Below are 23540 nucleotides of genomic sequence, written 5' to 3' on the forward strand. Positions count from 1 at the left end.
GTTGCGGCCCTGAGCACCATCACGCGCAACGGCTACCCGCAGACCTCGGTGGTCTGGTGCGACGTCGACGAGGGTTGCGTGCGGGTCAACACGATGCGCGGCTTCGCCAAGGAGCGGAACATGCGCCGCGACCCGCGCGTCACGCTGCTGTGCTACGACCCGCGAGAACCCCTGCGCTACCTCGAGATCCGCGGAAGGGTCGTCGAGATGACCGAGGTCGGCGCGGCCGAGCACCTCGACGCGCTCGCCTCGAAGTACGCCGGGCGGCAGATCCGCTACTTCGGCGAGGCCGTGCCAGCGCGTTTCGCGGCGACCGAGGTGCCGGTGCTGTGCCGGATCCGGCCCACGCACGTCGTCGCCCTCGACGCCCGGAGCGCCCGGTGAAGGCGCCCCACGTCCCGGACACGGCCACGATCCCTGATTCCCACCTGGACCTGCTGACCAGGCCGATCTGCGGGATACTGACGACGATCGGCCCGGATGGGTGGCCGCAGTCGAGCATGGTGTGGATCGACTGGGACGGCGAGTGCGCCCGCGTGAACACGACCCTCGAGCGCCAGAAGGGCCGCAACCTCTTGGCCAACCCCAAGGTCTCGCTGCTCGTCGTCGATCCTGATGACACCTCCCGCTACGTCCAGGTGCGAGGCGACGCCGAGCTCCTGTATGCCGGGGCGGAGGAGCATCTCGACACGCTCACCCGCACGTACACACAACACCCGTGCTACTACGGCCACGTGTACCCGGACGCCCAGCGGGAGCGCGATACGCGGGTGATCTGCCGGATCCACGCACGACGTGTCACCCTCGACGCCATCCACGTGTAATGGGACCAGCCGGACGAAATGCCGTCAGGCTGAGCACGGCGGTGGGACCATGGCTGCATGGCGGGACCCTCGGGGTACGTCGACGTGGACCTGGTCGTGACGCAGCGGGGCGACCTGCTCGAGACGCGCGTGCTCGACTCCCCCGCAGGCGAGACCGGCACCCTCACTGCGCCCCTGCCGAGCACCCTCGACGGCGACGACAAGGACATAGGCGATGCGCTCTTCGGGGCGCTCTTTCCCAGCGAGGTTCGGCTCCGCTACGAGAAGAGCAGGGACCGGGCCGTGGCGTCAGGCCTCGGCGTGCGGGTCGTGCTGCGCTTCGAGGGCGGGGCCGACCGACTGCCCTGGGAGCTGCTGCGCGATCCGGATCGGTTCCAGTTCATGGCGCTCGACCAGTGGCGGGCCGTCGTCCGCTGCACTGAGATGCAGGCCCGCGAGCCCGCTCCTGGCAGTCCCACGCCCCTTCGCATCCTCCTCGCGGTCTCCACCCCTGACGGCACCCCAGCAATCGATGCCGCTGCCGAGATCGTGCGCATCCAGTCTCGCCTGCGGCCCTACAGCTGGGGCGCCGCGGTCGAGGTGGTGACGCTGCGCACCGCGTCGCTCGAGACGATCCGCCAAACGCTGCAGAGCAGGGACTTCCACGTCTTCCACTACGTCGGACACGCGTCGCACCCGGTCGGCGGGACCGGGCATCTCGACCTCACGGCTGCGGACGGGACCGTCTCGAGCCGGCCGGCCGACGAGGTCGCGGCCATCCTGGCCGGGTCTCCCACCCTGCGCCTCGCCGTGCTCAACTGCTGCGACAGCTCGGTCAGCGACGGGACCGATCCCTTCGCCGGCACCGCAACCGCGCTCGTCAGGGCTGGCGTCCCCGCCGTGGTCGCGATGCGCCGTACGATCACCGACACCGCAGCCGTCGTGTTCGCGGACGAGTTCTATGCCGCGCTCATCGAGAGTGGCGGTCGCGTCGAGCAGGCGGTGGCCCGTGGGCGCGCGGCCCTCTTCGCCGCCGAGGGGCCGACGTCGGCAGAGTGGTCCACCGTGGCCCTGCACCTCGGGTCGTCCCTCGGGGCCGAGGACACTCGGATCCCGGTGCCGGGTCTCGACCATGACGTGCAGTTCACGGTGTCGCACCCCGCGGAGCTGCGCCCGACGGTCTGGGAGCCGCTGCTCTTCTTCGCCCACCACGGCGAACGGCAGACGACGGCAAGCGGGGAGGTCATCGACCAGACGGCCGAGGTGGGAGACCGGGTCGCCACCTTCTTCGCCGGCGCCCCGAGTCAGACGACTGCGACTCCCTCCACCCAGCCGGTCCCCCGGGGTGCGGGACTCATCGTCAGGCCGGACCTACCGGGACTGGAGTGCAGCCCACCCCAGGCGGCGGTGACCTGGACGGGAGAGATCGCCGAGCTCACCTTCCTGCTGCGGGCCCGTCAGGAGGCCGAGGGCACGACCGTCGAGGGACACGTTCGGGTCTTCTCGGGGCCGCTCCTCATCGCGGAGGCCGCCGCGATAATTGCCGTCAGCGCGGCCGCTGAAGCGGAGCCGTCGCGGCGTCACGACCAACCGGTCCAGCGCTTCGCACGGATCTTCCCCTGCTACGCGCCTGAGGACGCCGACCTCGTCGAGGGAGTCGTCGCCGTGGCCGAGGCCCTCGGCGACGGCTACCTGTCCGAGATCGTCGCCGAGCGGCGTGCGGGCGCCCCGCTCGAGTGGATGCGCACCAAGATCGCGGAGGCCGACAGCTTCCAGCTGTTCTGGTCCAGCCGCTCGATGACGTCCGCGACCTGCCGGAGCGAATGGGAAGAGGCACTGTCGACGCACCGGGCTGAGTTCGTCCGGCCGCTCTACTGGGAGGAGCCGTTCCCGCACGCCGACGATCTGCCACCACCCGGGCTCGCAGCCCTCCGGTTCGTGCGGCTGCCCCTGCCCACGGGGACGGTCAGCGGGAACCTCTGGGCCCAAGCGGAACCCGTCGCTCCCGAGCCGGCCCAGGATGTCTACGAGGGGGTCGGATCTGCTCCTGAGCCATTGACCGCGACACCAGCACCAGCTCCGCCGCCCTACACTCCTCCGGCGTCGGCGCCGCCACCAGCCGTGTTGCACACCGAGTCTCCTCGTTCTGCTCCGACCCCTTCCGCGCGGACGCCGGGCGGCGGTCTGGGGCCCGGCCTCGGCGCGGTCACGGGATTGGTGCTGACCGTTGCCGGCATCATCGGCGGCCCGTGGTTCTCCGCGCAGCCTGGCGTCGGACCGAGCGAACACAACACGTACTGGTGGCTGATCGTCCCCGGGATCCTGCTCCTGGTCATCTCCGTCGGCGTGATCGTCTCAAGGATGGTCGTTCGGCGGCGCTGAGGGGCACGGACTGCACGCGCGACGAGGTGCGAGCTCAGCGGCATACGCCATCGTGTGGAATGCCCGGGTGACCCACGTCACGGGGCCAGCCTGCGCGGTCTGGGGTCTCATGCTTGACTGGTAGTTTCGATTGCGTCCACAGCCACACTGACGTGAAGGGCCAACCGTGAGCAGCACCCCCGTGAAAGTCGCCGTCACCGGCGCCGCCGGTCAGATCGGCTACAGCCTCCTCTTCCGCATCGCGAGCGGCGCCCTCCTCGGCCCGGACACCCCGGTCGAGCTGCGGCTCCTCGAGATCACGCCGGCGCTCAAGGCGCTCGAGGGCGTGGTCATGGAGCTCGACGACTGCGCGTTCCCGACGCTCGCCGGCGTCGAGATCGGTGATGACCCGGGCGCCATTTTCAACGGCGCCAACCTCGCGATGCTGGTCGGCGCCATGCCGCGCAAGGAGGGCATGGACCGAGCCGACCTCCTCGCCGCGAACGGCAAGATCTTCACCGGCCAGGGCAAGGCGATCAACGACAACGCCGCCGACGACATCAAGGTCCTCGTCACCGGCAACCCAGCCAACACCAACGCGCTCATCGCGATGTCCAACGCGCCCGACATCCCCCGCGAACGCTTCAACGCGCTGACCCGCCTCGACCACAACCGCGCCAAGTCGCAGCTCGCCAAGAAGCTCGGCGTCAGCGTCACCGAGATCACCAACCTGGCCATCTGGGGCAACCACGACGACTCGATGTATCCCGACCTCTACAACGCCAAGGTCGGCGGCAAGATCGCGGCCGACCTCGTCGACCAGACGTGGATCACCGACGAGTACATCCCGACGGTCGCCAAGCGCGGCGGCGCCATCATCGCGGCCCGCGGCCTGTCGTCGGCGGCGTCCGCGGCCAACGCGACGATCGACCACATGCGCGACTGGGTGAAGGGCACCGACGACTGGGTCTCGATGTCGGTCCCGTCCGACGGCTCGTACGAGGTGACCGAGGGCATCATCTCCTCGTTCCCGTGCGTGGTGAAGGACGGCCGGTACGAGATCGTCCAGGGCGTGGAGCTCAACGACTTCTCGCGCGAGCGCATCGCCGCGTCCGTCGCGCGCCTCGAGTCGGAGCGCGACCAGGTCAAGGAGCTCGGGCTCATCTGAGCCACGCGGCTCCCGCAGTGACGTCGAAGGGCGTCGGTCACCCCACGGTGGCCGACGCCCTTCCCGTATGCCGCTCAGCTGGCTCCGCGTCGAGGGTGCACGTGGCGCCGCGGCTGAGTCCCAGTCGAGCGCGGGCGGGAGGGTTGGGGCGTCAGGACGGCTGCGGAACCGAGCCCAGCGCCCCACCGTCAGAACCGGCCACGGCCTCGAGCGACACGACGTCAAGGCTCCGGGAGGCGATCTCCTGCAGGTCGGCGAGGCGTCCGAGGGCTTGCACCCTCCGCGCATGGTCTCCCAGCTCTTCTGCCGCGAGCAGCTCCGCGTGAGCAAGGCGGTGCTCCTCGGCGAGCGCCGCGACGAATGCAGAGACGGTGGTCATGCTGGTCCCCTTTGGTACTCGGTGGCGGCACGGCGACTGATCATCGCCCCGGCTCCGGAGCCGGTCTGCTCGAAGATGTCGGTGAGGAAGGTGCCGGGGTCGGCAGCCAGCAGCTCGTCGGGGTGGCCGTGCAGCACGTGGGCCAGGACCTGCGGCATCTCCTCGAAGACGGCCGATGACAGCAGCAGCAGCGCCTCGTCCGGCCCAAGATGCAGCCACTCATCCGACCCGGGCACCTCCGGCGCTCGGCGCAGCCCCTGAGCGGTGACGAGCAGCGCCGGTGCAGCCTCACGGGACAGCACGAGCGCCTCCCCGTCCGGCGTGCAGGCGGTCGCCGCATACGCACTCGACTCAGTCGACCCCGCCACGGGCAGGTCCGCGACGAAGACCCGCGTCACTCCGTGGCTCGTCGACACGTTGGCGAGGCCGTCAGGGCACTCCACGAGCGTGACGTTCCAGCCACCCGGGCCCTCGTGGCGACGGATCGCGCCCCTGTCGGTCAGCTGAACCGCCATCACCGGCCTCCTGCCTCGATCGCCTCGCCCAGCCCGCACCGGGTCAACGCCTGGGCCGCATTGCCCGTCGCGCCGTGCACGGCGAAGCCGATGCCGTTGCCATTGCACTTGCGCCGCGCCCACAGGAGTGCCGCAATCGTCTCCGAGGACAGCCGGCGAAGCGACGAGACGTCGACCGCGATGCCGCCCTCCCCTCGCATCAGGCACTCTGCTGCAGTGGCCCGGAGCACGAGCAGATCGTGTGCAAGGTTGCTCTCATCGAGGGGTATCGATATCAGAGCAGGATTGCGCACGTCTCCCACCCTGACCTCGGCGCATGACGATCTCGCCAACCGTTTCTTTGCGATTGTGTGACTGAATCGCGATCCCCAGGTGCCCGGGCCGGCCCGCCCGGCCGCCGCTGGCAGAATCACCGCGTGGCGCTCTCCATCCTGGTTCTGGAAGACGACGACGGCATCCGTGCATCGCTCGCCATGGCCATCGAGGGCGAGGGCAACACCCCAGTGACTCACGCCTCGGCCGAGAGCGCGCTCGACGCAGTGCGCGCCCAGCCGATCGATGTCATGCTCGTCGACCTCATGCTCGGCGGGATGGACGGCTTCACGTTCATCCGTGCGGTCCGGCGGTTCAGCAACGGGCCGATCATTGTCGTCAGCGCCCGGGCCGACACCCACGACATCGTGGCGGCCCTCGAGGCCGGCGCCGACGACTACGTGACAAAGCCGTTCGAGGTCAAGGAGCTGTCCGCCCGCATCCGGGCGCTGCTGCGGCGCCAGCACCGTGGCCAAGCCGACGAGGACACCGGTCGAGTCGTCCTCGACGCCGAGGACGGCCCGCTGGTCCTCGACCTGGACGGCGGCCTCGTGCGCCGTGGCGACGAGCTGCTCCACCTGACGATGACCGAGTTCCGCATGCTCTGCGAGCTCGCCCAGCCGCCCGGCCGCGTGTGGAGCCGGCGCATGCTGCTGGAACGCATCTGGGATCGCGGCTTCTTCGGCGACGAACGCATCGTGGACGTCCACGTCCGCCGGCTGCGGACCAAGATCGAGCGGGACCCGAGCCACCCGCGGCTGCTCGTCACGGCGCGCGGTCTGGGCTACCGGCTCGATGTCCGATCGTGAGGGTGCTGCCCCGCCCCCGTTCGCTCAGCCTGCGGACCACGGTCACGCTCTCATTCGCCAGTCTGGCCCTCATCGTGTCCGCCATCCTCGCCGGCGGCACCTACCTCACGGCGCGTGGCTTCCTCATCGCGCAACGTGAGCAGACAGCGGCCCAGCAGGCTTTCGCGAGTGCCTCCGTCGTGCGTGACGGCCTGCTGACCCGGGGGTCCGACGTCATCGAGGTGCTGTCCAGCCTGCCCACATCGTCCGGATCCGTGGTGATGGTCAGGACGGACGAGCACTGGTACTCCTCGTCGCTCAACGTCGCCGAGGACGCCATACCGGCCGATGTTCGTGAGGTGGTCAAGTCCGGCGCGGCTGCCGTCGCGTGGAGCCGGCTCGAGGGGCGGCCCGTCGTCGTCGTCGGAGTGCCCCTGCCCGCTCGCAATGCGTGGTACTACGAGATCGCGTCCGCATCCGAGCTGGACTCGACCCTGCGGACGCTGGGCGGCGTGCTCGCTGCCTTCGCCGTGGTGACGACGTTGGGGGGCACGCTCATGTCCCGGTCCGCCGCGGCCCGGGCGGTCGCTCCGCTGGAGAGCGTCGCCTCCGCCGCTGCACGCATCGCCGCCGGCCAGATGGACACCCGGCTCGCGGCGACGGATGACCCCGACCTGTCGGTCATCGTGGGCTCCTTCAACACGATGGTCGAGGCGCTCGAGGAGCGGGTCCAGCGCGACGCCCGCTTCGCCGCCGACGTCAGCCACGAGCTGCGCTCCCCGGTGACCACACTCCTGACGAGTGTCGACGTGCTCGCCGGCGCGCGTGAGGAGCTGCCCAACCGGGCGCAGCGGGCCGTCGACCTCGTCGATCGGGAGGTGAGGCGTCTCCACCGAGCCCTAGAGCATCTGCTCGCGATCGGCCGCGTGGACGCCGGCACCGCCCACCGAGACCTGGCCGACGTCGACCTCAACGACCTCGTCGCTCATGCCCTCGCGGAGAGCCACCGCCCGACGAGCCTGCTCAGCCCGTCGGGCGAGGCGGTGCACGTCCAAGCCGACAAGCAGGAGCTCAACCGGGCCCTCGTCAACCTCTTCGACAACGCCGACGTGCACGGCGACGGGCTCGCGGCAGTGGGGGTGGTGGCGAGCAACGGTCGTGTGCTGGTGCAGGTCGATGACCGCGGGCCGGGCGTGCCGGTCACCGACCGGGAACTCGTCTTCGAGCGGTTCGCGAGGTCCGGGTCGCGTGGTTCGCGCGAGGGCACCGGGCTTGGGCTCAGCCTCGTGGCCGAGACCGCTCGGGCCCACGGTGGCACCGTGTGGTGCGACGACCGTCCAGGCGGCGGGGCCCGATTCACCCTGGCGCTCCCACTGAACCCGGAGGGCGCCGAATGAGTGGCGCGATGTTGAAGCTAGCCGCGATCCCCCCGCTCGTCTGGACCGCCCTGGTCGTCCTGACGCTGGCTGCCTGTGGCGTACCGGCGACGTCGCCGCCCACAGCGATCACCGAGGTGCCCTACAACCTCATGGAGACGGCCGCACCCCCGACGCCACAACGGACCACCCCAGCCAGACGCGGTCCCTTCATCTATTGGCTCAACGCCACCGACCAGCTCACCGCGACCGAGGCGGGGACGATGACGAGCGACGCAGCGGACGCCGCCGCCGCCGTGCTGAGCGGCCTGGCCCAGGGGCCGAGCGAGCCCGAACGGCTGATCGGCGTCTCCACGGCCCTCGGCCCGGATGTCTCGCTGACCGTCAACCGTGTCGAGGGCGGCCGGGCGGACATCGACGTCCAGATCGGACCGCGGGGGCCAACCGCCCGGCGCCTGCCTCTCGCCGTCGGCCAGATCGTCCTGAGCCTCACCTCGATCTCCGGCATCGACTCCGTCTGGCTGATGAGTGACGGAACTCCGATCGAGGCGCCGCTGCCGGACGGTGCGCTGACCGCGAGACCCCTCACGGCACAGGACTTCACCGCTCTCGTCGCCGGTGGCGCCGGTGGCGCCCGTTCCCCGACCGGAAGGGCCACCTAGGCTCGAGTGTGCGGGCGCCTTGGCGCGGACTGCACACTGCCGAGGCAGGTCAGACGTCGACCTTGACGGTGGCGGAGGCGATGAGGATCCCCACCGCGAACGCGAGGAGGATCAGCACGTCAAGGGTCCGGGAACGGACGTTGAGGCCCCCCGCCTTGCGCGCTGGCCGCGCCACCAGACGCACGATCGCGCCGAACAGGAATGCCGCCGACAGGATCCGGCCGCCCCAACGGACGTCCCCGAAGGCCATCATCAGCGTGCCGGCCGCGCCGACGACAGCGACGACGTACCACCAACCGAGGACGACGAAGCCGCTACCGCGCCACTGCACTGGCCCCCGCCTCGGCCGCCTGGACGATGTTGGTCAGCAGCAGCGCTCGCGTCATGGGACCGACGCCACCGGGATTGGGGCTGATCCAGCCCGCGACCTCGGCCACGTCGGGCGCGACATCCCCCGCGATCTTGCCGTCGACGCGGCTCACGCCCACGTCGAGCACCGCGGCACCGGGCTTGACCATGTCCTTCGTGACGATCCCGGAGACGCCGGCCGCCGCAATGACGATGTCGGCCTGACGCACCTCCCCGGCGAGATCCTTGGTCCCGGTGTGGCACAGCGTGACGGTCGCGTTCTCCGACTTGCGGGTGAGGATCAGGCCGAGCGGCCGACCCACCGTGAGGCCACGGCCGACGACGACGACCTTCGCACCGGCGATCTGGACGCCGAAGCGGCGCAGCAGCTCGATGCACCCCATCGGAGTGCACGGCAGCGGAGCCGGACGGCCGAGGACGAGCCAGCCGAGGTTGGTCGGGTGGAGACCGTCCACGTCCTTCTCCGGGGAGACACGAGAGAGCAGGGCCATCTCGTCCAGGCCCGTGGGCTGCTGCACGAGGAAGCCGGTGCAGGCCGGGTCGGCGTTGAGCTCGTCGATGACGGCCTCGACCTCGGCCTGCGAGGCGGTCGCGGGCAGGTCCCGTCGGATGCTGGTGATGCCGATCTCGGCGCAGTCGCGGTGCTTGGCATTGACGTACCACTGGCTGCCGGGGTCGTCGCCGACGAGCACGGTGCCGAGGCCCGGCACGATCCCACGCTCCCGAAGGACGGCCACCCGTTCCGTCAGCTCGGTCTTGATCGACGCGAGGGTTGCCTTGCCATCGAGGATCTGTGCCGTCACGCCCGCAATCCTGCCACGCGCGTCTGGCCCGATCGACACGGCTGAGGCCAGCGACGCGCAGCAAAGCTGTTCTCTCGATTGAGAGGAGCTCGGGAGGGTGGGCGCGCGCGGCGCCCAACTGTGCCACGACGCAAGGCGGCTCGCCCCGGGGAGCGAGCTCAGCGGCATACGGGAAATGCGTGTGTATCTGGCCGGGCGCGATGGTCTCTGGACGGTTGCCTCCGGGATACACGTTTGCCCGGAGCACAACCAGGGAGGGAAAGACAGTATGAGTGCACTCCACCGGACCATGCGACGGGCCGGCACGGTCCTGGCCGCAACCGCGGCCATCACGCTCGCCGGCTCCACCATGGCCTCGGCGCACCACTGCTACAAGGACCAGTGGCAAGAGGCTGCCTACCAGGCCCAGAGCAAGGGCAACACCGCATGGATGCCGCTCAGCGACCTCGGGACGGCGTTCCTCATCGGCCCCGACTTCGCGCAGCAGTGCGGCTACGTGGCCGATGACGCCGTCCAGCAATGGATGGCGGCAAATGGCGTCACGCAGGAGCCGCTGATTCACATGCGGGCGACGGTCGGCGGCGGAGCGCTCTACAACTCCGGGAAGGAGCCGAAGCCGTTCAGCTACCTGGACGACGACGACTTCGGGATGCTGACCATGGCCATCGTCGACGGCATGGCGACGTGCGCTCCCGACTGGGAGATGCCGATGGAGTGACCCACGGGTCACTGCGTTGAGGGCCGTGCCAACGAGGGGTTGGCACGGCCCTTCACCATGCGGGCTGTCGGTCAGATCGGTGCTCAGCGGCGCTGGCTCATCGCCAACTTGAACTCCCGCTGGGCGGAGAGCCGCATCGTGGTGAAGGATCCGTCCGCGATCGGCGACACGGCATCTCCCGCCATCTCGCGAACCATGAGAACGACGCGCAGCATGTCGCCGACCTGCTCCTTGGGCAGCTCCGCGGCCAGGATCGGCAGCTCCTCGTTCTCCTCCGCCTCGGCGTGATCACGCAGGCTCCGCTCGAGCTGGTCCAGGGCGACGAGGAACTCGTCGTCCGATGGGGTGGCGCCGATCGGGTCCGCCTCGTCAGTCACCGCGTGAGAATCGCCGAGTCGAGCCAGGCGCTCGACGATCTCCGCGGCCTCGCGCTCCTCGTCGAGGCGCTCCCTCGTCGAGTCGGTGACCCACGAATTGTGGATGGCCACCTCCTCGGCCGCCTCGTGGACGGCCAGGTAGCGGAGCAGCCGCTGCAAAGGGGGATCGCGCTCGTCGACGGAGGCATGACGAAGGGAGGCGATCAGCGCCCACAAGTGCTGGTGTTCGGCGTTGAGCGCGGATCGGATCTCGTGCAGCGTGGCGACACGGGCCTCCATCGGGATCACCTTCGGCAGTCGGAAACGAGAAGTTCCTTCCGGCGACCCCTACCCGTGCCCTCGTGGAGGTAACGGCTGTGCACCACGACGCGCCGCCGTCCCGCCCAGCGGGTCACGTCGATGCGACCTCGGTCAGTGCGACGCCCGGGTCGGCGAGGCGGGCCCGGTCAACAGGGGCGCGGTCGCGGATCAGGGCCTGGACGGCGTCCATGGTGTCCCACATGTTGACGTGCATTCCGGCGAGCACCCGGACCCCGTCGCCCTCGGGCACGACCCAGAACGCCATGAACTCGTTGCTCTTGGGATCACCACGGAGGACCACCTCGGGCTCCGTGCCACGGGGGACGTAGCCGGAGTACTCGAGTCCGATGTCGTACTGGTCGGAGAAGAAGAACGGGATCGGCCCGTAGTGCACGTCCTTGCCGACGATCGACTGGCCCACTGCATAGCCGCCGTCCTGCGCGTTGGCCCAGTGCTCGACGCGCAGGTGGGTCTCGAGGGTCGGGTTGTACCAGTTGGCCACGTCACCGGCCGCGTAGACACCCTCGGCAGAGGCGCGCAGCGCTTCGTCGACGACGATCCCGTTGTCGACCTCGAGACCGGCCTCCTCGGCCAGTCGGGTGTTCGGCCGGATGCCGACCCCGATGACCACGGTGTCGGCCGGCAGACGCTCACCGCTGCTCGTCACGACCGTTGTGACCTTGCCGTCCTCGCCCTCGAGACGCTCGACGCCCTCGCCCAGGCGCAGGGTCACCCCGTGGCTGCGGTGCAGATCCGCGAACCAGGTGCCGATCTGCTCGCCGAGCACACCCATGAGCGGCGCGGCCTGTGGCTCGATGACGGTCACCTCCGCGCCATGGTGGCGGGCCGCCGCCGCGATCTCAAGGCCGATCCAGCCTGCGCCGATGATGACGACGTCGCTCCCCGCGACAAGACGCGCGCGGATCTTCTCGGAGTCGGTCATCGACCGGAGGTAGAAGACGTCGGCGAGGTCGGTGCCGGGCACGTCGAGCTTGCGCAAGCCCGAGCCGGTGGCGATGAGCACCGAGCCGTAGCCGAGCTCGCTGCCGTCCGACAACGTCACGGTCCGGTTGGCGGGGTCGAGCCGGTCCGCCGCGACGCCGAGCCGCAGCTCCACGTTGTTGTCGTCATACCACTCGCGAGGGTGCGTGAAGGCGACGTCCTCGGGGTCGTTGCCGAGCATGACGCCCTTGGACAGCGGCGGCCGCTCGTATGGCAATCGGTTCTCCTTGCCCACGAGCACGATTGGCGTTTCCTGGTCGCTCTCGCGGATGGCTTCGATGGCGCGAGCGGCAGTCAGGCTGCCGCCGACGATGACGATGGGATCGCTGTTGCTCATGGGGCCCACTCTCCCTCACCTACCTCACTTGGTCGAGTAGTCCGTTGGTGTCGTCAGCACGGGTGAGTCTTACCGCTTGTCGCTCGGCGGGCGCGGTCTCGGCGTGAGTTCCGCGCCAGCCCAGCGGCATACCACATCACTTTGACGAGGGACTGAACACGCGTTTAGCATGTTGTACATGAGTTCAGTGAGCCTTCCTGCGGCCGAGGACCTCACCACCCGCGCCCGGATCCGCGAGGCGGCCATCCGTCGCTTCGCCGGGGACGGGATGGAGGCGCCGCTGCGCGCCATCGCCGCCGACGTCGGGGCCAGCCCGGCGCTGATCCTGCACCACTTCGGCTCACGGGCCGGGTTGCGTGAGGCCTGCGACGAATGGGTTATCGGCCAGATCAGCGCCAACAAGTCCGAGGTGCTCGGCCCCGGCGGCGCGACCGCCATGCTCACCCATCTCGCGCACGTCGAGGGCTACGCCCACCTCGTCGCCTATGTGCTGCGCTGCCTCCAGAGCGGCGGCAACCTCGCCGTGAGACTCGTCGACCAGCTTGTCGTCGACGCCCAGGCCTATCTCGGCGAGGCCGAGGAGGCCGGCACCGTCCGCCCGAGCCGCGACCCCGAGGCACGTGCCCGGGTCCTGACCGAGATGGCGCTGGGAGCCCTGCTGCTGCAGCTGCCCGGCCGCGACGAGCACCTCGACGTCTCAGGGCTGCCCGCCTGGCTCCAGGCCTACTCGAACCGCATCATCCTGCCGGTCCTCGAGATCTACACCGAGCCGCTGCTCACCGACTCGAGCCTGCTCGACGCCTACCTGTCCACCCTCCACCAACCCAACAGGAGCTCACATGCCTGACCTGGCTATCGAGACCCGAGACCTCGTCAAGTCGTTCGGCACGACCAAGGCGCTCAACGGCTTCTCGCTCCGCGTCGAGAAAGGACAGGTCGCCGGCTTTCTCGGCCCCAACGGCTCCGGGAAGTCGACGACGATCCGCGTCCTGCTCGGCATGCTGCGGGCCGACTCCGGCTCGGCGCAGGTCCTCGGCCTCGACCCGTGGGTCGATGCCGTCGCCATCCACCGGCGCATCGCCTATGTCGCCGGGGACACCAGCCTGTGGCCCAACCTCACCGGCGGCGAGGTGATCGACGTGCTGACGCGGCTCTACCGCAAGCCGGCCGACCGACGGCGACGGGAGGAGCTGCTCGAGCGCTTCGAGCTCGACCCGACGAAGAAGTCCCGCACCTACTCGAAGGGCAATCGCCAAAAGGTCGCGCTCGTCGCAGCGCTTGCCACGGACGCCGAGCTGTTCCTCCTCGATGAGCCGACGTCAGGACTCGACCCGCTCATGGAGGCGGTCTTCACCCAGGAGGTCCGGGCGCTGCGGGACCAGGGGCGCACCATCCTGCTGTCGAGCCACATCCTCGCCGAGGTCGAGAAGCTCTGCGACACCGTGACGATCATCCGCGCCGGTCGGGACGTCGAGACGGGCACGCTGGCCGAGCTGCGCCATCTCACCCGGTCGACCGTGACGGCAACGACGTCCGCAGACCCGGCGGCCCTCACGCGTGCGGCCGGCGTCCATGACCTCACGGTCGACGACGGCTTCCTGCGCTTCGACGTCGACAACGCGCACGTCAACGACGTGCTGCGGCTGCTCGCCGACAAGCGGGTCGAGAACCTCACGATCGCCCCGCCCTCGCTCGAGGAGCTCTTCCTGCGCCACTACGGCGACGAGATCGCCGCCCCGGAGGAGGCGGCGACCCGATGAGCGCCCCCATGGACACGCCGACGGCCACCGCCGGGCAGGCCACGTCACGGGCGCGGCCCCCGGGCGCCGCGAACCGGCCCGGTGCAGGTGGGACGGCCGAGCCCTGGGCCGGCACCCGCGAGCTGCTGCGGTTCTTCCTCCGGCTCGAGCGCGTCCGGATCGCGGTGTGGACCCTGTCCTTCGGGATCTTCGTCGCCGGGTCGGTCGCCTCGTTCAATGCGACGTACACGACGCCCGAGGCCCTGCAGGCGCGCGCGTCGCTCATGTCGAACCCGTCCGCCATCATGATGACGGGGCCGGCGTTCGGGCTGGACGACTACACCTTCGGCGCGATGGTTGCGAACGAGCTGTCCCTGTATCTGTTCCTCGCCGCCGCGATCATGAGCATCCTGCTCGTCGTGCGCCACACGCGGGCCGAGGAGGAGTCCGGGCGCCTGGAAGTCGTCCGTGCCCTGCCTGTCGGGCGCTTCGCACCCGCCGCCGCGGCCCTCTTCACCGTCGCCCTGGCCAACCTCGCCGTCGGCGCCGCCACCACGCTCGCCCTCGTCGGCACCGGGATGGAGGCGGCAAGCTCGATCGCCCTCGGGATGGCCACCGGGCTGACCGGCCTGGTCTTCGGGGCGGTCGGCGGCGTGACGGCCCAGCTGACCGAGCATGCGCGGACCGCCTCGAGCATGGCGCTCGGAACCCTGGCCGTCGCGTTCCTCGTGCGTGGCCTCGGTGACGTCATCCACAACCAGGGCTCCTGGCTCTCGTGGTTCTCGCCGCTGGCCTGGGCGCAGCAGACCCGGCTCTACGTCGAGCTGCGCTGGTGGCCGCTCGCCGTTTCCGCGGCAGCCGCCCTGGTGCTGCTGGCCATGACCGTCCGTCTCGCCCAGCGACGCGACCTCGGTGCGGGGCTTCGAGCTCCCGAGCCCGGCCCCGCAGAGGCGTCACCGCGGCTGCTCTCCCCCGCGGGTCTGGCCCATCGGCTGCTCTGGAACACCTACCTCGGCTGGCTGATCGGCATGTTCGTCTTCGCGATCGCCTTCGGGGCGCTCGCCAACTCGCTTCAGGATCTCCTGCAGGAGGTCCCCCAGTTCGACGAGGTGCTGAACCTGGAGCTGGCGGACCTGACGACGAGCTTCTCGGCCTACATGCTGTCCCTCTTCGCGATCGCCCCGATAGCCATCGCCGTCGCCGGGGTCCTGCGCCTCCGCTCGGAGGAGGCGGCCGGTCGCGCCGAGGCCGTGCTCGTCACCGGCAGCGCCCGATCGAGGCTGCTCGGCGGGTGGACCCTCGTCGTCGGCCTGCAAGCCGTGCTCATGCTGGTGGTCATCGGGCTGGGGGCCGGCCTCGGCGTCGCGGCGGGCACGGGGGAGAGCCACTGGGTCGGGGACCTGGTCCTGGCGTCGCTCGCCTACCTCCCCGCGACCCTGCTCGTGGCCGGGGTCGCCATCGCGGTCTACGGGCTGGTCCCCCGGCTCACCTCGTTCACGTGGGTGCTCGTCGTCTGGATTGCGCTCGCGCTCTACCTCGGCGGGCTGCTCAACCTGCCCGAGTGGGTCATGGCGCTGTCCCCCGTCCACCACACGCCGCAGGTGCCCGCCGAAGCTGCCGCCGCCACGCCATTGGTCGTGATGAGCCTCGCGGCCGTGGCCCTCGGGGCCGTCGGCTTCCTCGGCCTGCGACGCCGGGACGTCGTGTCGGGCGGGTAGCCCGTACGCACTCCAACACACCCGCTTGTCGACCGCCGCCCCCTTCTGCAGGGCGTGCGACCAGTCGGTAGGCGGGTGTGTTGCGGGGTGGAGGGCGGGAGGCGCGTGGGGCCACATGCGTGCGAGGCGAGCTCAGCGGCATACGTCCATTGATGTCGTATGCCGCTGAGCCGGCTGCCGCTGCGACGCGCGGTGAGCGCGTGGTCAGGACGTCCAGGCGCGCCACAAGGCGGAGTACTCGCCGTCCCGGGCGACGAGCTCGTCGTGGCTACCGAGCTCGACGATGCGCCCATCGATGACGACCGCGATCCGCTCCGCGTCGTGCGCGGTGTGGAGGCGGTGCGCGATGGCCACCACGGTGCGGCCGGTGAGCAGGGCGCTCATCGAGCCCTCGAGGTGCCGCGCCGTCCGGGGGTCGATGAGCGACGTGGCCTCGTCGAGGACGATGGTGTGCGGGTCGGCGAGGATGAGGCGGGCCAGGGCGATCTGCTGCGCCCGGCCCGGCGTCAGCTGGGTGTGGCCCGAGCCGAGCTTGGTGGCGAGCCCCTCCGGCAGGCGCTCGACCCAGTCCCACGCGTCAACCGCCCGGAGCGCCTCGATGACCGCCGCGTCGGAGGCGTCCTCGCGGGCCAGGACGACGTTGTCGCGCACGGAGCCGATGAACACGTGGTGCTCCTGGGTGACGAGGGCAACCTCGCTCCGCAGGACGTCGAGGGGCAGCGACGTCAGGCCGACGCCGCCGACCTCGACGGTGCCTGTTCGCGGCCCATGGATGCCCGCCAGCAGCCGGCCGAGGGTTGACTTGCCCGAGCCGCTCGGTCCGACGACGGCCAGCCGCTCCCCCGGCCGCAGGGCGAGGTCGATGCCGTGGAGGACGTCGTGGTCGGCGCGGTACGCGTAGCGCAGGTCCCTGCCGACGAGGTCCGGAGCCGCTGGCCTGGCGGCACCTGCCTCCCGGTCGGGAGGCACGGTGGCGATGCCGAGGAGGCGGGTCGTCGAGGCGATCCCAACCTGCACCCGGTCGACGGTGTGGACGAGGATCTCGAACGGCCCCCAGAGCGCCTCGGTGTAGAGGATCGCCGTGGTGATCTGGCCGAGGGAGGCCCAACCCTGCGCGTAGCCGACCGCACCAAGCAGCAGGACGAGCACCCGCGGCAGGCTGAACGCGAGGTCCATGACCGCGAAGAGCAGGTTGCGCAGGGTCATCGTGTACCGCTCGGCCTGGCCGGAAACCTCCATGTCGCCCTCACCGCGGCGGAGCCGAAGGGCACCGAGCCCGAGTGCCTCGACGGTGCGGGCGCCCTCGACGGTCTCGGTCAGCGTCGTGTTGATCCGCGAGTAGGTGCCTCCCTCGGTGAGGTAACCCTTGGGTGCGCGGGCGAGATAGCGGCGGACCTGGATGAGGGCCAGGCCCATGAGCACGAGCGACGGGACCGAGAGCAGGAGCGAGTTGCCCAGCATCGCGACGAGGGTGAGCACGACGGTCGTGCCGGCGATGATCGCCTGGGGCAGCGCCCACCGGACCGACTCGCTCATCGTCCCGACGTCACGCGTGACGCGGGTGACGAGGTCGCCGGAGCCGGCCGACTCGACTCGCGACAGTGGCAGCCTGAGGATCGCCCGGACGACGTACTCACGCGCCGCTGCGAGGACGCCCTGGCCGAGGACGGCCGAGCTCGCCTGCGCCGCGAAGGTCAGCAGTCCCTGGAGGACGACGATCCCTGCCACGACCACTGCCATCGAGTTCGCCGCGGCGAGCGCCGCATCCTGCCGTCCGGCCTGGACGTCGGCGACGGTCGAGTCGACGAGGGCACCGAGCAGGCGCGGCACGAGCAGGCCGGCGCCCGCGGCGAGGGCGTTGGCGAGGAGGACGGCGGCGACGACGTGCTTGCGCTCGGCGAGCAGCCTGCCGATGAACCTGACCACGCGCCTTGGCTCCGCGATGGGCAGGCCCTTGCGCGAGCTCAGCTGGTCGGCCACGAACTCATGGGCCCGGCGCTCACGGAGCTGGTGGCGCAGCCGGAGCGCCCGCACGCGGTCCTGTGGCGAGGCAGCCGTGGGCGGGCGCAGCTCGTCCGGCACGACGGAGACGTCGGCCGGGCGGTCCCAGGTGCGCGCCGACTCTGCCGCGAGGTCAGGCGGCAGTGGCGACACGTCGGTGTCCACGTGGCTCATGGCGCCTCCTCCTCGCTGAAGTGGGTGATCAGGTGATCGTGGTGCGACCCGTTCGAGTCGTCGTGAGTGGGCTGGTGCGTCGCCGTGACCTCTCCGCGCACGACGACGGAGCGGTATGCCGCTGAGCTCGCCAGCAGGTCAACGTGCCTTCCCCTCGTGGTGGCCTTGCCGTGCTCGAGGAGGATCACGTCGTCGGCATGGTGGAGCAGCAGCGGTGAGGCGGTCATGACGATGGTCGTGCGGCCGTCCCGGTGGGGGGCGAGGCGCTCGGCGATGCGTGCCTCCGTGTGCGCGTCGACGGCAGAGGTCGGCTCGACCAGGACAAGGACCTCCGGGTCCGCGGCCAGTGCGCGCATGAGGACGAGGCGCTGGCGCTGCCCGCCCGACAGACCCCGTCCACGCTCGTCGAGCTCGCCCTGCCAGCCGCCCGGCATGGCGTCGAAGACGTCCTCCGCTGCGGCGGTATGGAGCGCGAGCTCGGCCCCTGACCGCGTGAGGCGTCCGAGTGGATCGACGGCGTCTCTCAGGGTGCCGGCGAACACCTGCGGCGCGGTGTCGCTCACGAGCACGTGGCGACGGACCTCATCGAGGCGGATGGCCCCCAGGTCGACGCCGCCGACGGTGACGCCCCAGGCCTGTCTGGCCCGCTCCTCGTCTCGCCTGGCCTGCTCCTCGCGCTGAACCGTCCGTCGCGAGCGCTCCCTTCTGGCGGCCCGTCCCTTGAGGTCCTCGGGGATCTCGTCACTGACGAGCGTGCCCTCATCGGACGGCAGGTACCGGCCGAGGCGGTCCGCGAGCGCCGCCGAGTCGTCAGGGACGGCCGAGACGACCATGGTGAGGCGACCCGGCTCGAAGACCGCGCCGGACGCCTCGTCGACGATCGGCGCCATCGAGGGGAACGCGTGCGGGTGCTCGGGCTCGACCCACGGGGGACGCTGGCTGAGCACGGCGATGGCCTTGCGTGCCGAGACCACCGACCGGATCCACTTCAGGGCGAACTCGACGAAGGTCCGCATCGGCGCCAGGAGGAACAGGCCGTAGCCGAGGAAGCTGACGAACTGGCCCACCGTGAGCCGGCCCTCGGCGACCTCGCGCGTGCCGAGCCACATGAGGACAACGACGAACCCGCCGGAGATGAGCACGCCAACGGCCTCGACCGCGCCGTACCACTTGCCGGCCAGGACACCGGAGTGGCGCACGCGCTGTGACTGGTCGGCGTAGTTGCCGCCGAAGGTGTCCTCGCCGCCGATGCCCCTGAGGATCCGCAGGCCGGCCACGATGTCGGTCGCCATCGAGGTCAGCTCGGAGTTGCGGGACCGCTCAATCCCCTGCCAGCGCTGCATGGGCCGGAGCAGCGGCGTGCCGAGGACGACGAGCAGCGGCGCGGCGAGAAGAACGAGCACGCCCATTCGGACCGAGGTGGACAGGACGATGCCCGCAACGACCAGGTAGGCGACGAACTGCGAGATGGCTCGGGTCGTGACCTCCATCAGCGCGCCGAACTGGTCGCCGTCGCTCCCCGAGACCGACAGGACCTCGCCCGTCGGCGTGCGGCGGGTCAGGATGTGGCCGAGCTGAAGGGCCTTGCGGGTCACGAGCTTGGTCGTGCCGTAGAGGGCGATGAGCCACTCGCGCACGATGATCGTGTGGTAGACGACGCCGCTCATTGCGCCGATGGCCGTGACCGCCCCGAGAATGAGGACCCACCGGAGCGTCGCGCTGGCGTCACCGGCGATGATGCCGGTGTCGATGGCCCGACCGACCATCCACGGCCCGAGGGTCTGCGGCACCATCCACACGATGGCGACGAGCAGGCCGGCCCAGAAGAGCGCCCCCTGCTGGCGGACCATCCAGCGCAGGAAGGTTCGCGGGCTGCGGGTGTCCGGTTCGTCCGCCTTTGTGGCGCCATCGGTGAAGGCCCGGATCTCGGGTGGGAAGTCTCGCATAACCCATCCAGCCTAGGTTGGCGCGGTGACGCCGCCCCACCGGTTTTTCGTTTGAACGGCGCCTCGTTCCGGGGAGAGGAACGTGGGTCCCGAACCGGCCGGGCAGGCGCGACGCTCGTATCGGCGGCACGTGGAGGTGCCCGCCGCGACAGTTCGCAAGGGAGCGCCGGTGCCGACACTCACGATCCACCCGACGGGCGAGAAGATCTTCCTCGCCCAGGGAGAGACCGTGCTCGAGGGGCTGTACAAGGCCGGCTATGCCTACACCATCGGGTGCCGCCGCGGCGGCTGCGCCATCTGCAAGGTCGACGTCCACGACGGGGCGTTCGACTACAACCGACCCGTGGCCGACTCCGTGATCTCCGACGAGGAGCGCGCGGACGGCACCTGTCTGAGCTGCCGGGCGGTCCCGGACTCGGACCTCACCATCGAGATGCGCGACAGCTGCCTGCGTCTCGTCAACCCGTTCCTGCGCCAGATCAACGAAAAGGCCCGGCTCCGCGCCGAAGCCCTGGCTGCCGGCACCACCACGAAGGAGTAGCAGTGGGAATCTTGAGGATGGGCTACGCGCATGTCCGGGTCACGGACCTCGCCGAAGCCAAGCAGCACTACGCCAACACGCTCGGGCTCTACGAGACGCTCGAGCAGGACGGCAAGGTCTACTACAAGGGCTGGGACGAGTGGGACCACCACTCGCTCGTCCTCGAGGAAGGCGGCGTCGGCGTCGTCAAGTACGGCTTCAAGGTCGAGAAGCCCGAGGACATCGACGAGATCGAGCAGAAGGGCAAGGCCTTCGGCCTGACCGTCGAGCGCATGTCCAAGGGTGAGAACCCGGAGGTCAGCGACGGCATCCGCTTCACCACCCCGTCGGACCACGTCTTCGAGGTCTACCACGAGCAGACCGTCATCGGCACCGAGGTGGGCACGCACAACCCCGAGGCGTTCCCGCGCCACCTCGTCGGGGTCGGCGTCCCGGGCCTCGACCACTCGCTCATCCTCGCCGAGGACGTGCGGACGATGGAGAACATGCTGACCGAGGTGTTCGGCTTCTACGCGACCGAGCGCGTGCAGACCGACCTCGTCGACGACGACGCGCACTACATCGCGACGTGGATGACGAGCAACAACCAGATCCACCAGATCGCCGTGCTCGAGGGCCCCCAGAGCAAGCTGCACCACGTCGCCTTCAAGCTCCAGGACTGGTCCGAGGTCGGCCACGCCGGTGACCTCTTCGCGATGGACGACGTGCCGATCGACATCGGCCCCACCCGTCACGGCATCACCCGCGGGCAGACGATCTACTTCTTCGACCCGTCGGGCAACCGCAACGAGGTGTTCGCCGGCGGCTACCTGGCCTACCCGGACCGGCCGACGGTGAAGTGGACGCCCGACCAGATCGCCAAGGGCATCTTCTACCACGCCCGCGAGATCAACGAGCGCTTCACGACCGTCTCGACCTGATCCGTCCCGACCCTGCCATCCCGGAGGAAGCCATGACGACGACGGCCGCCCGCGCCACGCACGTGCGCACCCAACACACCATCACGTATGCCGGTGCGCGGGCAGCCGTCGACGCCGCCCTCGAGCGGGCGGCTGAGATCGGAGTCGCCGTCAACGTCGCGGTCACTGATCCGTCGGGCGCCCTCATCGCCTTCGCCCGCATGGACGGAGCGCCGCTGCTCTCCTCCGGGATCGCGCAGGACAAGGCCTGGACCGTCTCCGCCTTCAACGGCATCGCGACGCATGAGTTCTTCGGGCTCATCGAGAACGAGGCCGCTCTCCGCGAGGGCATTGTCCACCGCGACCGGCTCGTCGTCTTCGGCGGCGGCGTCCCGATCCGCCTCGACGACATCCTCGTCGGCGCGGTCGGCGTCTCCGGAGGCACGGCCGAGCAGGACCGCGAGATCGCCGAGGCCGGTGCCGCCGCCCTCGGCAGCACCACCTAAGAGCTCGGCGGGGACTGGACCCGCAACACACCCGGATATCGACTGCTCGTGCCTGTTGCAACAGGGATGGGCGCGCGACAAGCGGGTGTGTTGCCGGGGCAAGCCCGCCGACACCACAACCCCGAACCCGCCGACACCCCAACCGCCGACCCACCCCAAACCCCCAACCCCTCACCCTTTCCAGGCACGAACCACGAGATAGGACGAGCAATGACGCCGTTCATGCTCAAGGTCGCCGAGCTCGTCGGAGCGCGTGACGCCGACGTCGAGCCCGTCGCCCCGATGCCCATGACGCGGATCAGCCAACGCATCGCCACCGGCACGGGCGCCGACCGCCAGGTCGCCATCCGTTCGCTCGCCGAGCAGCTCGTCTGCGAGGCCAATGCCGTGCTCTCCTCGGCAGGATCTCTCCCCGGGGGCGCAGGTGACGACCACCTCACCCTCTTCGACGAGACGCTGCCCAGCGAGCTGGCCTTCAACATCACCTACCACGGCCGGGCCGTCCGGGTATCGACGACGTTCGAGGACGGCACCGCCTACGCCCGCCTCATCGGCGACGGCTTCGAGTCAGAGATCCCCCAGGAGCTCGACGGCCCCGACGCCCTGCCCGACCTGCTCGTCCGGCTCCTCGTCGAGTCGGGCGTCACCCACCACCCGGCGGCCTGACCCGCCGGGGTCCACGCTACGACGCCCGATCGCTCCCCTGCGGCAGGGCCATGCAGGCCTACCCACGCCTGCCCGAAACCAGCAGCGCCCGCGCTGCGATCACGCACACCGAAGCCGAAGGAGGCCGACGTGCAGTACGAACTGCGTACTCAGGTCATCGAACCGCAGCGCAAGACCTTCGACCACCTCGTTGCGAGGTTCGGGGACCGCCCCGCCTCGCGCTATGAGGAGGGGTCGTTCGACATCCAGGCGAGGGAGAACCTCCACTACCGCCCGCTGTGGGACCCGTCAAAGGAGATCTACGACGAGTCGTTCAGCGTCCTGCGGCTGACCGACCCGTACTCCTTCACCGACCCGCGGCAGTACTACTACGCGCCGTACGTCACGTCCCGCGCCGGGATGTCCGACGCCTTCGGTGCGACCCTCAGCTACATCGAGAGCCGCGGCCTGCTCGAGCGCCTCCCCGACGCGTGGAAGGACCTGCTCGCCCAGCTCGTCATCCCACTGCGGCACTACGAGTCGGGCGCTCAGCTCATCTCGACGGCCGCCGCCCGCTTCGGGTTCGGCACGACGATCACGCAGTGCGCCGCCTACGCGGCGTTCGACCGCATCGGCAACGCGCAGCTGATCAGCCGGCTCGGGATCGCCCTCGACGGCGGGACCGCCGGCCTGCTCGAGGACGCCAAGAGCTCGTGGATGGAGGACGACGCCCTCCAAGGGCTGCGACGGCTCGTCGAGCAGACCATCGTCGAGCAGGACTGGGCACTGGCCCTGATCGCCCTCGACGTGACCGACCAGCTGCTCTACCGGGTCCTGTTCACGCACCTCGACGACGCGGCCCTCACGGGGGGCGCAGCGGGCTACAGCCTCGCCGCGCAGCACCTGACCGAGTGGTTCAAGGACCAGCGTCGCTGGCTCGACGCCCTCTACAAGACGTGGACGTCCGACCCCGAGCTCGGTGCCGCGAACGCCGAGATCCTCTCGAGCGCCGTCGCCGGTGCCGTGGACCGCGCGCTGGCCGCGCTGCGTCCCCTGGCCGCGCGCGCCGACGCCCTCGTCGGTGCAGGTGCCGCGGCCGCC

General features: G+C 70.3%; 25 protein-coding genes. 16 read left to right on the forward strand and 9 right to left on the reverse strand.

Features of this window, described 5'->3' with window-relative positions:
* The 4 genes from VIR15_RS17915 to VIR15_RS17930 form a co-directional block, all read left to right on the forward strand.
* Nucleotides 1-384 (forward strand): TIGR03618 family F420-dependent PPOX class oxidoreductase (locus VIR15_RS17915; protein WP_331930232.1); only part of this gene is annotated, 384 nt, incomplete at its 5' end.
* Nucleotides 381-824 (forward strand): PPOX class F420-dependent oxidoreductase, encoded by a 444-nt coding sequence (locus VIR15_RS17920; RefSeq protein WP_331930234.1) that lies wholly within the window; start codon nucleotides 381-383, stop codon nucleotides 822-824. The genes VIR15_RS17915 and VIR15_RS17920, both read left to right, overlap by 4 nt.
* A gap of 57 nt (nucleotides 825-881) precedes the next feature.
* Nucleotides 882-3185, forward strand: a complete 2304-nt coding sequence (locus VIR15_RS17925; RefSeq protein WP_331930236.1) for a CHAT domain-containing protein — start codon at nucleotides 882-884, stop codon at nucleotides 3183-3185.
* 166 nt (nucleotides 3186-3351) lie between these two features.
* Nucleotides 3352-4332: a malate dehydrogenase gene (locus VIR15_RS17930; RefSeq protein WP_331930238.1), complete on the forward strand. Its 981-nt coding sequence runs from the start codon at nucleotides 3352-3354 to the stop codon at nucleotides 4330-4332.
* Between the two features lie 151 nt (nucleotides 4333-4483).
* On the opposite strand, the gene VIR15_RS17935 is transcribed toward VIR15_RS17930, so the two are convergent.
* Genes VIR15_RS17935 through VIR15_RS17945 form a run of 3 tightly spaced genes read right to left on the reverse strand, consistent with a single transcriptional unit; the run spans nucleotide 4484 to nucleotide 5519 of the window.
* Nucleotides 4484-4711, reverse strand: a complete 228-nt coding sequence (locus VIR15_RS17935; protein WP_331930240.1) for a hypothetical protein — start codon at nucleotides 4709-4711, stop codon at nucleotides 4484-4486.
* The gene (locus VIR15_RS17940) at nucleotides 4708-5226 is read right to left on the reverse strand and encodes a hypothetical protein (RefSeq protein WP_331930242.1); all 519 of its coding nucleotides are present in this window, start codon (nucleotides 5224-5226) and stop codon (nucleotides 4708-4710) included. Before VIR15_RS17940 ends, VIR15_RS17935 begins: the two co-directional genes overlap by 4 nt.
* The gene (locus VIR15_RS17945; protein ID WP_331930244.1) at nucleotides 5226-5519 is read right to left on the reverse strand and encodes an STAS domain-containing protein; all 294 of its coding nucleotides are present in this window, start codon (nucleotides 5517-5519) and stop codon (nucleotides 5226-5228) included. The genes VIR15_RS17940 and VIR15_RS17945 overlap by 1 nt, the downstream gene beginning before the upstream one ends.
* 123 nt (nucleotides 5520-5642) lie before the next feature.
* Here VIR15_RS17945 and VIR15_RS17950 point away from each other — a divergent pair, with 123 nt between their 5' ends.
* From VIR15_RS17950 to VIR15_RS17960, 3 genes are read left to right on the forward strand one after another with little or no spacing between them, the layout of a single operon-like run.
* The gene (locus tag VIR15_RS17950; protein WP_331930246.1) at nucleotides 5643-6347 is read left to right on the forward strand and encodes a response regulator; all 705 of its coding nucleotides are present in this window, start codon (nucleotides 5643-5645) and stop codon (nucleotides 6345-6347) included.
* Nucleotides 6344-7723, forward strand: coding sequence for a sensor histidine kinase (locus VIR15_RS17955; protein ID WP_331930248.1), 1380 nt, complete (start codon nucleotides 6344-6346; stop codon nucleotides 7721-7723). Before VIR15_RS17950 ends, VIR15_RS17955 begins: the two co-directional genes overlap by 4 nt.
* An 8-nt stretch (nucleotides 7724-7731) precedes the next feature.
* Entirely contained in the window at nucleotides 7732-8364 is a 633-nt protein-coding gene (locus VIR15_RS17960) for a GerMN domain-containing protein (protein ID WP_331930250.1), read from the forward strand.
* Between the two features lie 49 nt (nucleotides 8365-8413).
* Here the strand turns inward: VIR15_RS17960 and VIR15_RS17965 are convergent, their stop codons facing one another.
* Nucleotides 8414-8695: a DUF3017 domain-containing protein gene (locus VIR15_RS17965; protein ID WP_331930252.1), complete on the reverse strand. Its 282-nt coding sequence runs from the start codon at nucleotides 8693-8695 to the stop codon at nucleotides 8414-8416.
* Entirely contained in the window at nucleotides 8679-9536 is an 858-nt protein-coding gene (locus tag VIR15_RS17970) for a bifunctional methylenetetrahydrofolate dehydrogenase/methenyltetrahydrofolate cyclohydrolase (RefSeq protein WP_331930254.1), read from the reverse strand. The genes VIR15_RS17965 and VIR15_RS17970 overlap by 17 nt, the downstream gene beginning before the upstream one ends.
* 268 nt (nucleotides 9537-9804) lie before the next feature.
* On the opposite strand from VIR15_RS17970, the gene VIR15_RS17975 reads away from it, so the two are divergent.
* The gene (locus VIR15_RS17975) at nucleotides 9805-10254 is read left to right on the forward strand and encodes a hypothetical protein (protein WP_331930256.1); all 450 of its coding nucleotides are present in this window, start codon (nucleotides 9805-9807) and stop codon (nucleotides 10252-10254) included.
* A gap of 83 nt (nucleotides 10255-10337) precedes the next feature.
* Here the strand turns inward: VIR15_RS17975 and VIR15_RS17980 are convergent, their stop codons facing one another.
* Nucleotides 10338-10910 (reverse strand): hemerythrin domain-containing protein, encoded by a 573-nt coding sequence (locus VIR15_RS17980; protein WP_331930258.1) that lies wholly within the window; start codon nucleotides 10908-10910, stop codon nucleotides 10338-10340.
* Between the two features lie 112 nt (nucleotides 10911-11022).
* On the reverse strand, nucleotides 11023-12270 hold the full coding sequence (locus VIR15_RS17985) for an NAD(P)/FAD-dependent oxidoreductase (protein WP_331930260.1): 1248 nt from the start codon (nucleotides 12268-12270) through the stop codon (nucleotides 11023-11025).
* Nucleotides 12271-12448: 178 nt separating this feature from the next.
* Here VIR15_RS17985 and VIR15_RS17990 point away from each other — a divergent pair, with 178 nt between their 5' ends.
* The 3 genes from VIR15_RS17990 to VIR15_RS18000 are packed head-to-tail and all read left to right on the forward strand — an operon-like array spanning nucleotide 12449 to nucleotide 15727.
* The gene (locus VIR15_RS17990; RefSeq protein WP_331930262.1) at nucleotides 12449-13117 is read left to right on the forward strand and encodes a TetR/AcrR family transcriptional regulator; all 669 of its coding nucleotides are present in this window, start codon (nucleotides 12449-12451) and stop codon (nucleotides 13115-13117) included.
* Complete coding sequence (locus VIR15_RS17995; protein WP_331930264.1) at nucleotides 13110-14030, forward strand: ABC transporter ATP-binding protein; 921 nt, start codon at nucleotides 13110-13112, stop codon at nucleotides 14028-14030. Before VIR15_RS17990 ends, VIR15_RS17995 begins: the two co-directional genes overlap by 8 nt.
* Entirely contained in the window at nucleotides 14027-15727 is a 1701-nt protein-coding gene (locus tag VIR15_RS18000) for an ABC transporter permease (protein ID WP_331930266.1), read from the forward strand. The genes VIR15_RS17995 and VIR15_RS18000 overlap by 4 nt, the downstream gene beginning before the upstream one ends.
* Before the next feature lie 204 nt (nucleotides 15728-15931).
* Here the strand turns inward: VIR15_RS18000 and VIR15_RS18005 are convergent, their stop codons facing one another.
* Together VIR15_RS18005 and VIR15_RS18010 are read right to left on the reverse strand one after the other, a co-directional pair.
* On the reverse strand, nucleotides 15932-17902 hold the full coding sequence (locus tag VIR15_RS18005) for an ABC transporter ATP-binding protein (protein ID WP_331930268.1): 1971 nt from the start codon (nucleotides 17900-17902) through the stop codon (nucleotides 15932-15934).
* On the reverse strand, nucleotides 17899-19848 hold the full coding sequence (locus VIR15_RS18010; RefSeq protein WP_331930270.1) for an ABC transporter transmembrane domain-containing protein: 1950 nt from the start codon (nucleotides 19846-19848) through the stop codon (nucleotides 17899-17901). The genes VIR15_RS18005 and VIR15_RS18010 overlap by 4 nt, the downstream gene beginning before the upstream one ends.
* 169 nt (nucleotides 19849-20017) lie before the next feature.
* On the opposite strand from VIR15_RS18010, the gene VIR15_RS18015 reads away from it, so the two are divergent.
* From VIR15_RS18015 to VIR15_RS18035, 5 genes are all read left to right on the forward strand, one after another.
* Nucleotides 20018-20389, forward strand: a complete 372-nt coding sequence (locus tag VIR15_RS18015; RefSeq protein WP_331930272.1) for a 2Fe-2S iron-sulfur cluster-binding protein — start codon at nucleotides 20018-20020, stop codon at nucleotides 20387-20389.
* A 2-nt stretch (nucleotides 20390-20391) separates the two neighbouring features.
* The gene (locus tag VIR15_RS18020; RefSeq protein ID WP_331930274.1) at nucleotides 20392-21309 is read left to right on the forward strand and encodes a catechol 2,3-dioxygenase; all 918 of its coding nucleotides are present in this window, start codon (nucleotides 20392-20394) and stop codon (nucleotides 21307-21309) included.
* A gap of 32 nt (nucleotides 21310-21341) precedes the next feature.
* Nucleotides 21342-21794 (forward strand): GlcG/HbpS family heme-binding protein, encoded by a 453-nt coding sequence (locus tag VIR15_RS18025; protein ID WP_331930276.1) that lies wholly within the window; start codon nucleotides 21342-21344, stop codon nucleotides 21792-21794.
* 210 nt (nucleotides 21795-22004) lie between these two features.
* Entirely contained in the window at nucleotides 22005-22460 is a 456-nt protein-coding gene (locus VIR15_RS18030; protein ID WP_331930278.1) for a hypothetical protein, read from the forward strand.
* A 129-nt stretch (nucleotides 22461-22589) separates the two neighbouring features.
* The coding region (locus VIR15_RS18035) for a ferritin family protein (protein WP_331930280.1) at nucleotides 22590-23540 on the forward strand (951 nt) is incomplete at its 3' end.

Source organism: Intrasporangium sp., from assembly GCF_036566125.1.
In the GTDB taxonomy this organism is placed as follows: domain Bacteria; phylum Actinomycetota; class Actinomycetes; order Actinomycetales; family Dermatophilaceae; genus Intrasporangium.

Coding starts and splice junctions, on each gene's coding strand:
- VIR15_RS18005 (WP_331930268.1), bottom strand. CDS start 17,902: ATGAGCCACGTGGACACCGACGTGTCGCCACTGCCGCCTGACCTCGCG.
- VIR15_RS17980 (WP_331930258.1), bottom strand. CDS start 10,910: ATGGAGGCCCGTGTCGCCACGCTGCACGAGATCCGATCCGCGCTCAAC.
- VIR15_RS18010 (WP_331930270.1), bottom strand. CDS start 19,848: ATGCGAGACTTCCCACCCGAGATCCGGGCCTTCACCGATGGCGCCACA.
- VIR15_RS17940 (WP_331930242.1), bottom strand. CDS start 5,226: ATGGCGGTTCAGCTGACCGACAGGGGCGCGATCCGTCGCCACGAGGGC.
- VIR15_RS17990 (WP_331930262.1), top strand. CDS start 12,449: ATGAGTTCAGTGAGCCTTCCTGCGGCCGAGGACCTCACCACCCGCGCC.
- VIR15_RS17935 (WP_331930240.1), bottom strand. CDS start 4,711: ATGACCACCGTCTCTGCATTCGTCGCGGCGCTCGCCGAGGAGCACCGC.
- VIR15_RS17925 (WP_331930236.1), top strand. CDS start 882: ATGGCGGGACCCTCGGGGTACGTCGACGTGGACCTGGTCGTGACGCAG.
- VIR15_RS17995 (WP_331930264.1), top strand. CDS start 13,110: ATGCCTGACCTGGCTATCGAGACCCGAGACCTCGTCAAGTCGTTCGGC.
- VIR15_RS18025 (WP_331930276.1), top strand. CDS start 21,342: ATGACGACGACGGCCGCCCGCGCCACGCACGTGCGCACCCAACACACC.
- VIR15_RS18030 (WP_331930278.1), top strand. CDS start 22,005: ATGACGCCGTTCATGCTCAAGGTCGCCGAGCTCGTCGGAGCGCGTGAC.
- VIR15_RS18000 (WP_331930266.1), top strand. CDS start 14,027: ATGAGCGCCCCCATGGACACGCCGACGGCCACCGCCGGGCAGGCCACG.
- VIR15_RS17985 (WP_331930260.1), bottom strand. CDS start 12,270: ATGAGCAACAGCGATCCCATCGTCATCGTCGGCGGCAGCCTGACTGCC.
- VIR15_RS17960 (WP_331930250.1), top strand. CDS start 7,732: ATGTTGAAGCTAGCCGCGATCCCCCCGCTCGTCTGGACCGCCCTGGTC.
- VIR15_RS17975 (WP_331930256.1), top strand. CDS start 9,805: ATGAGTGCACTCCACCGGACCATGCGACGGGCCGGCACGGTCCTGGCC.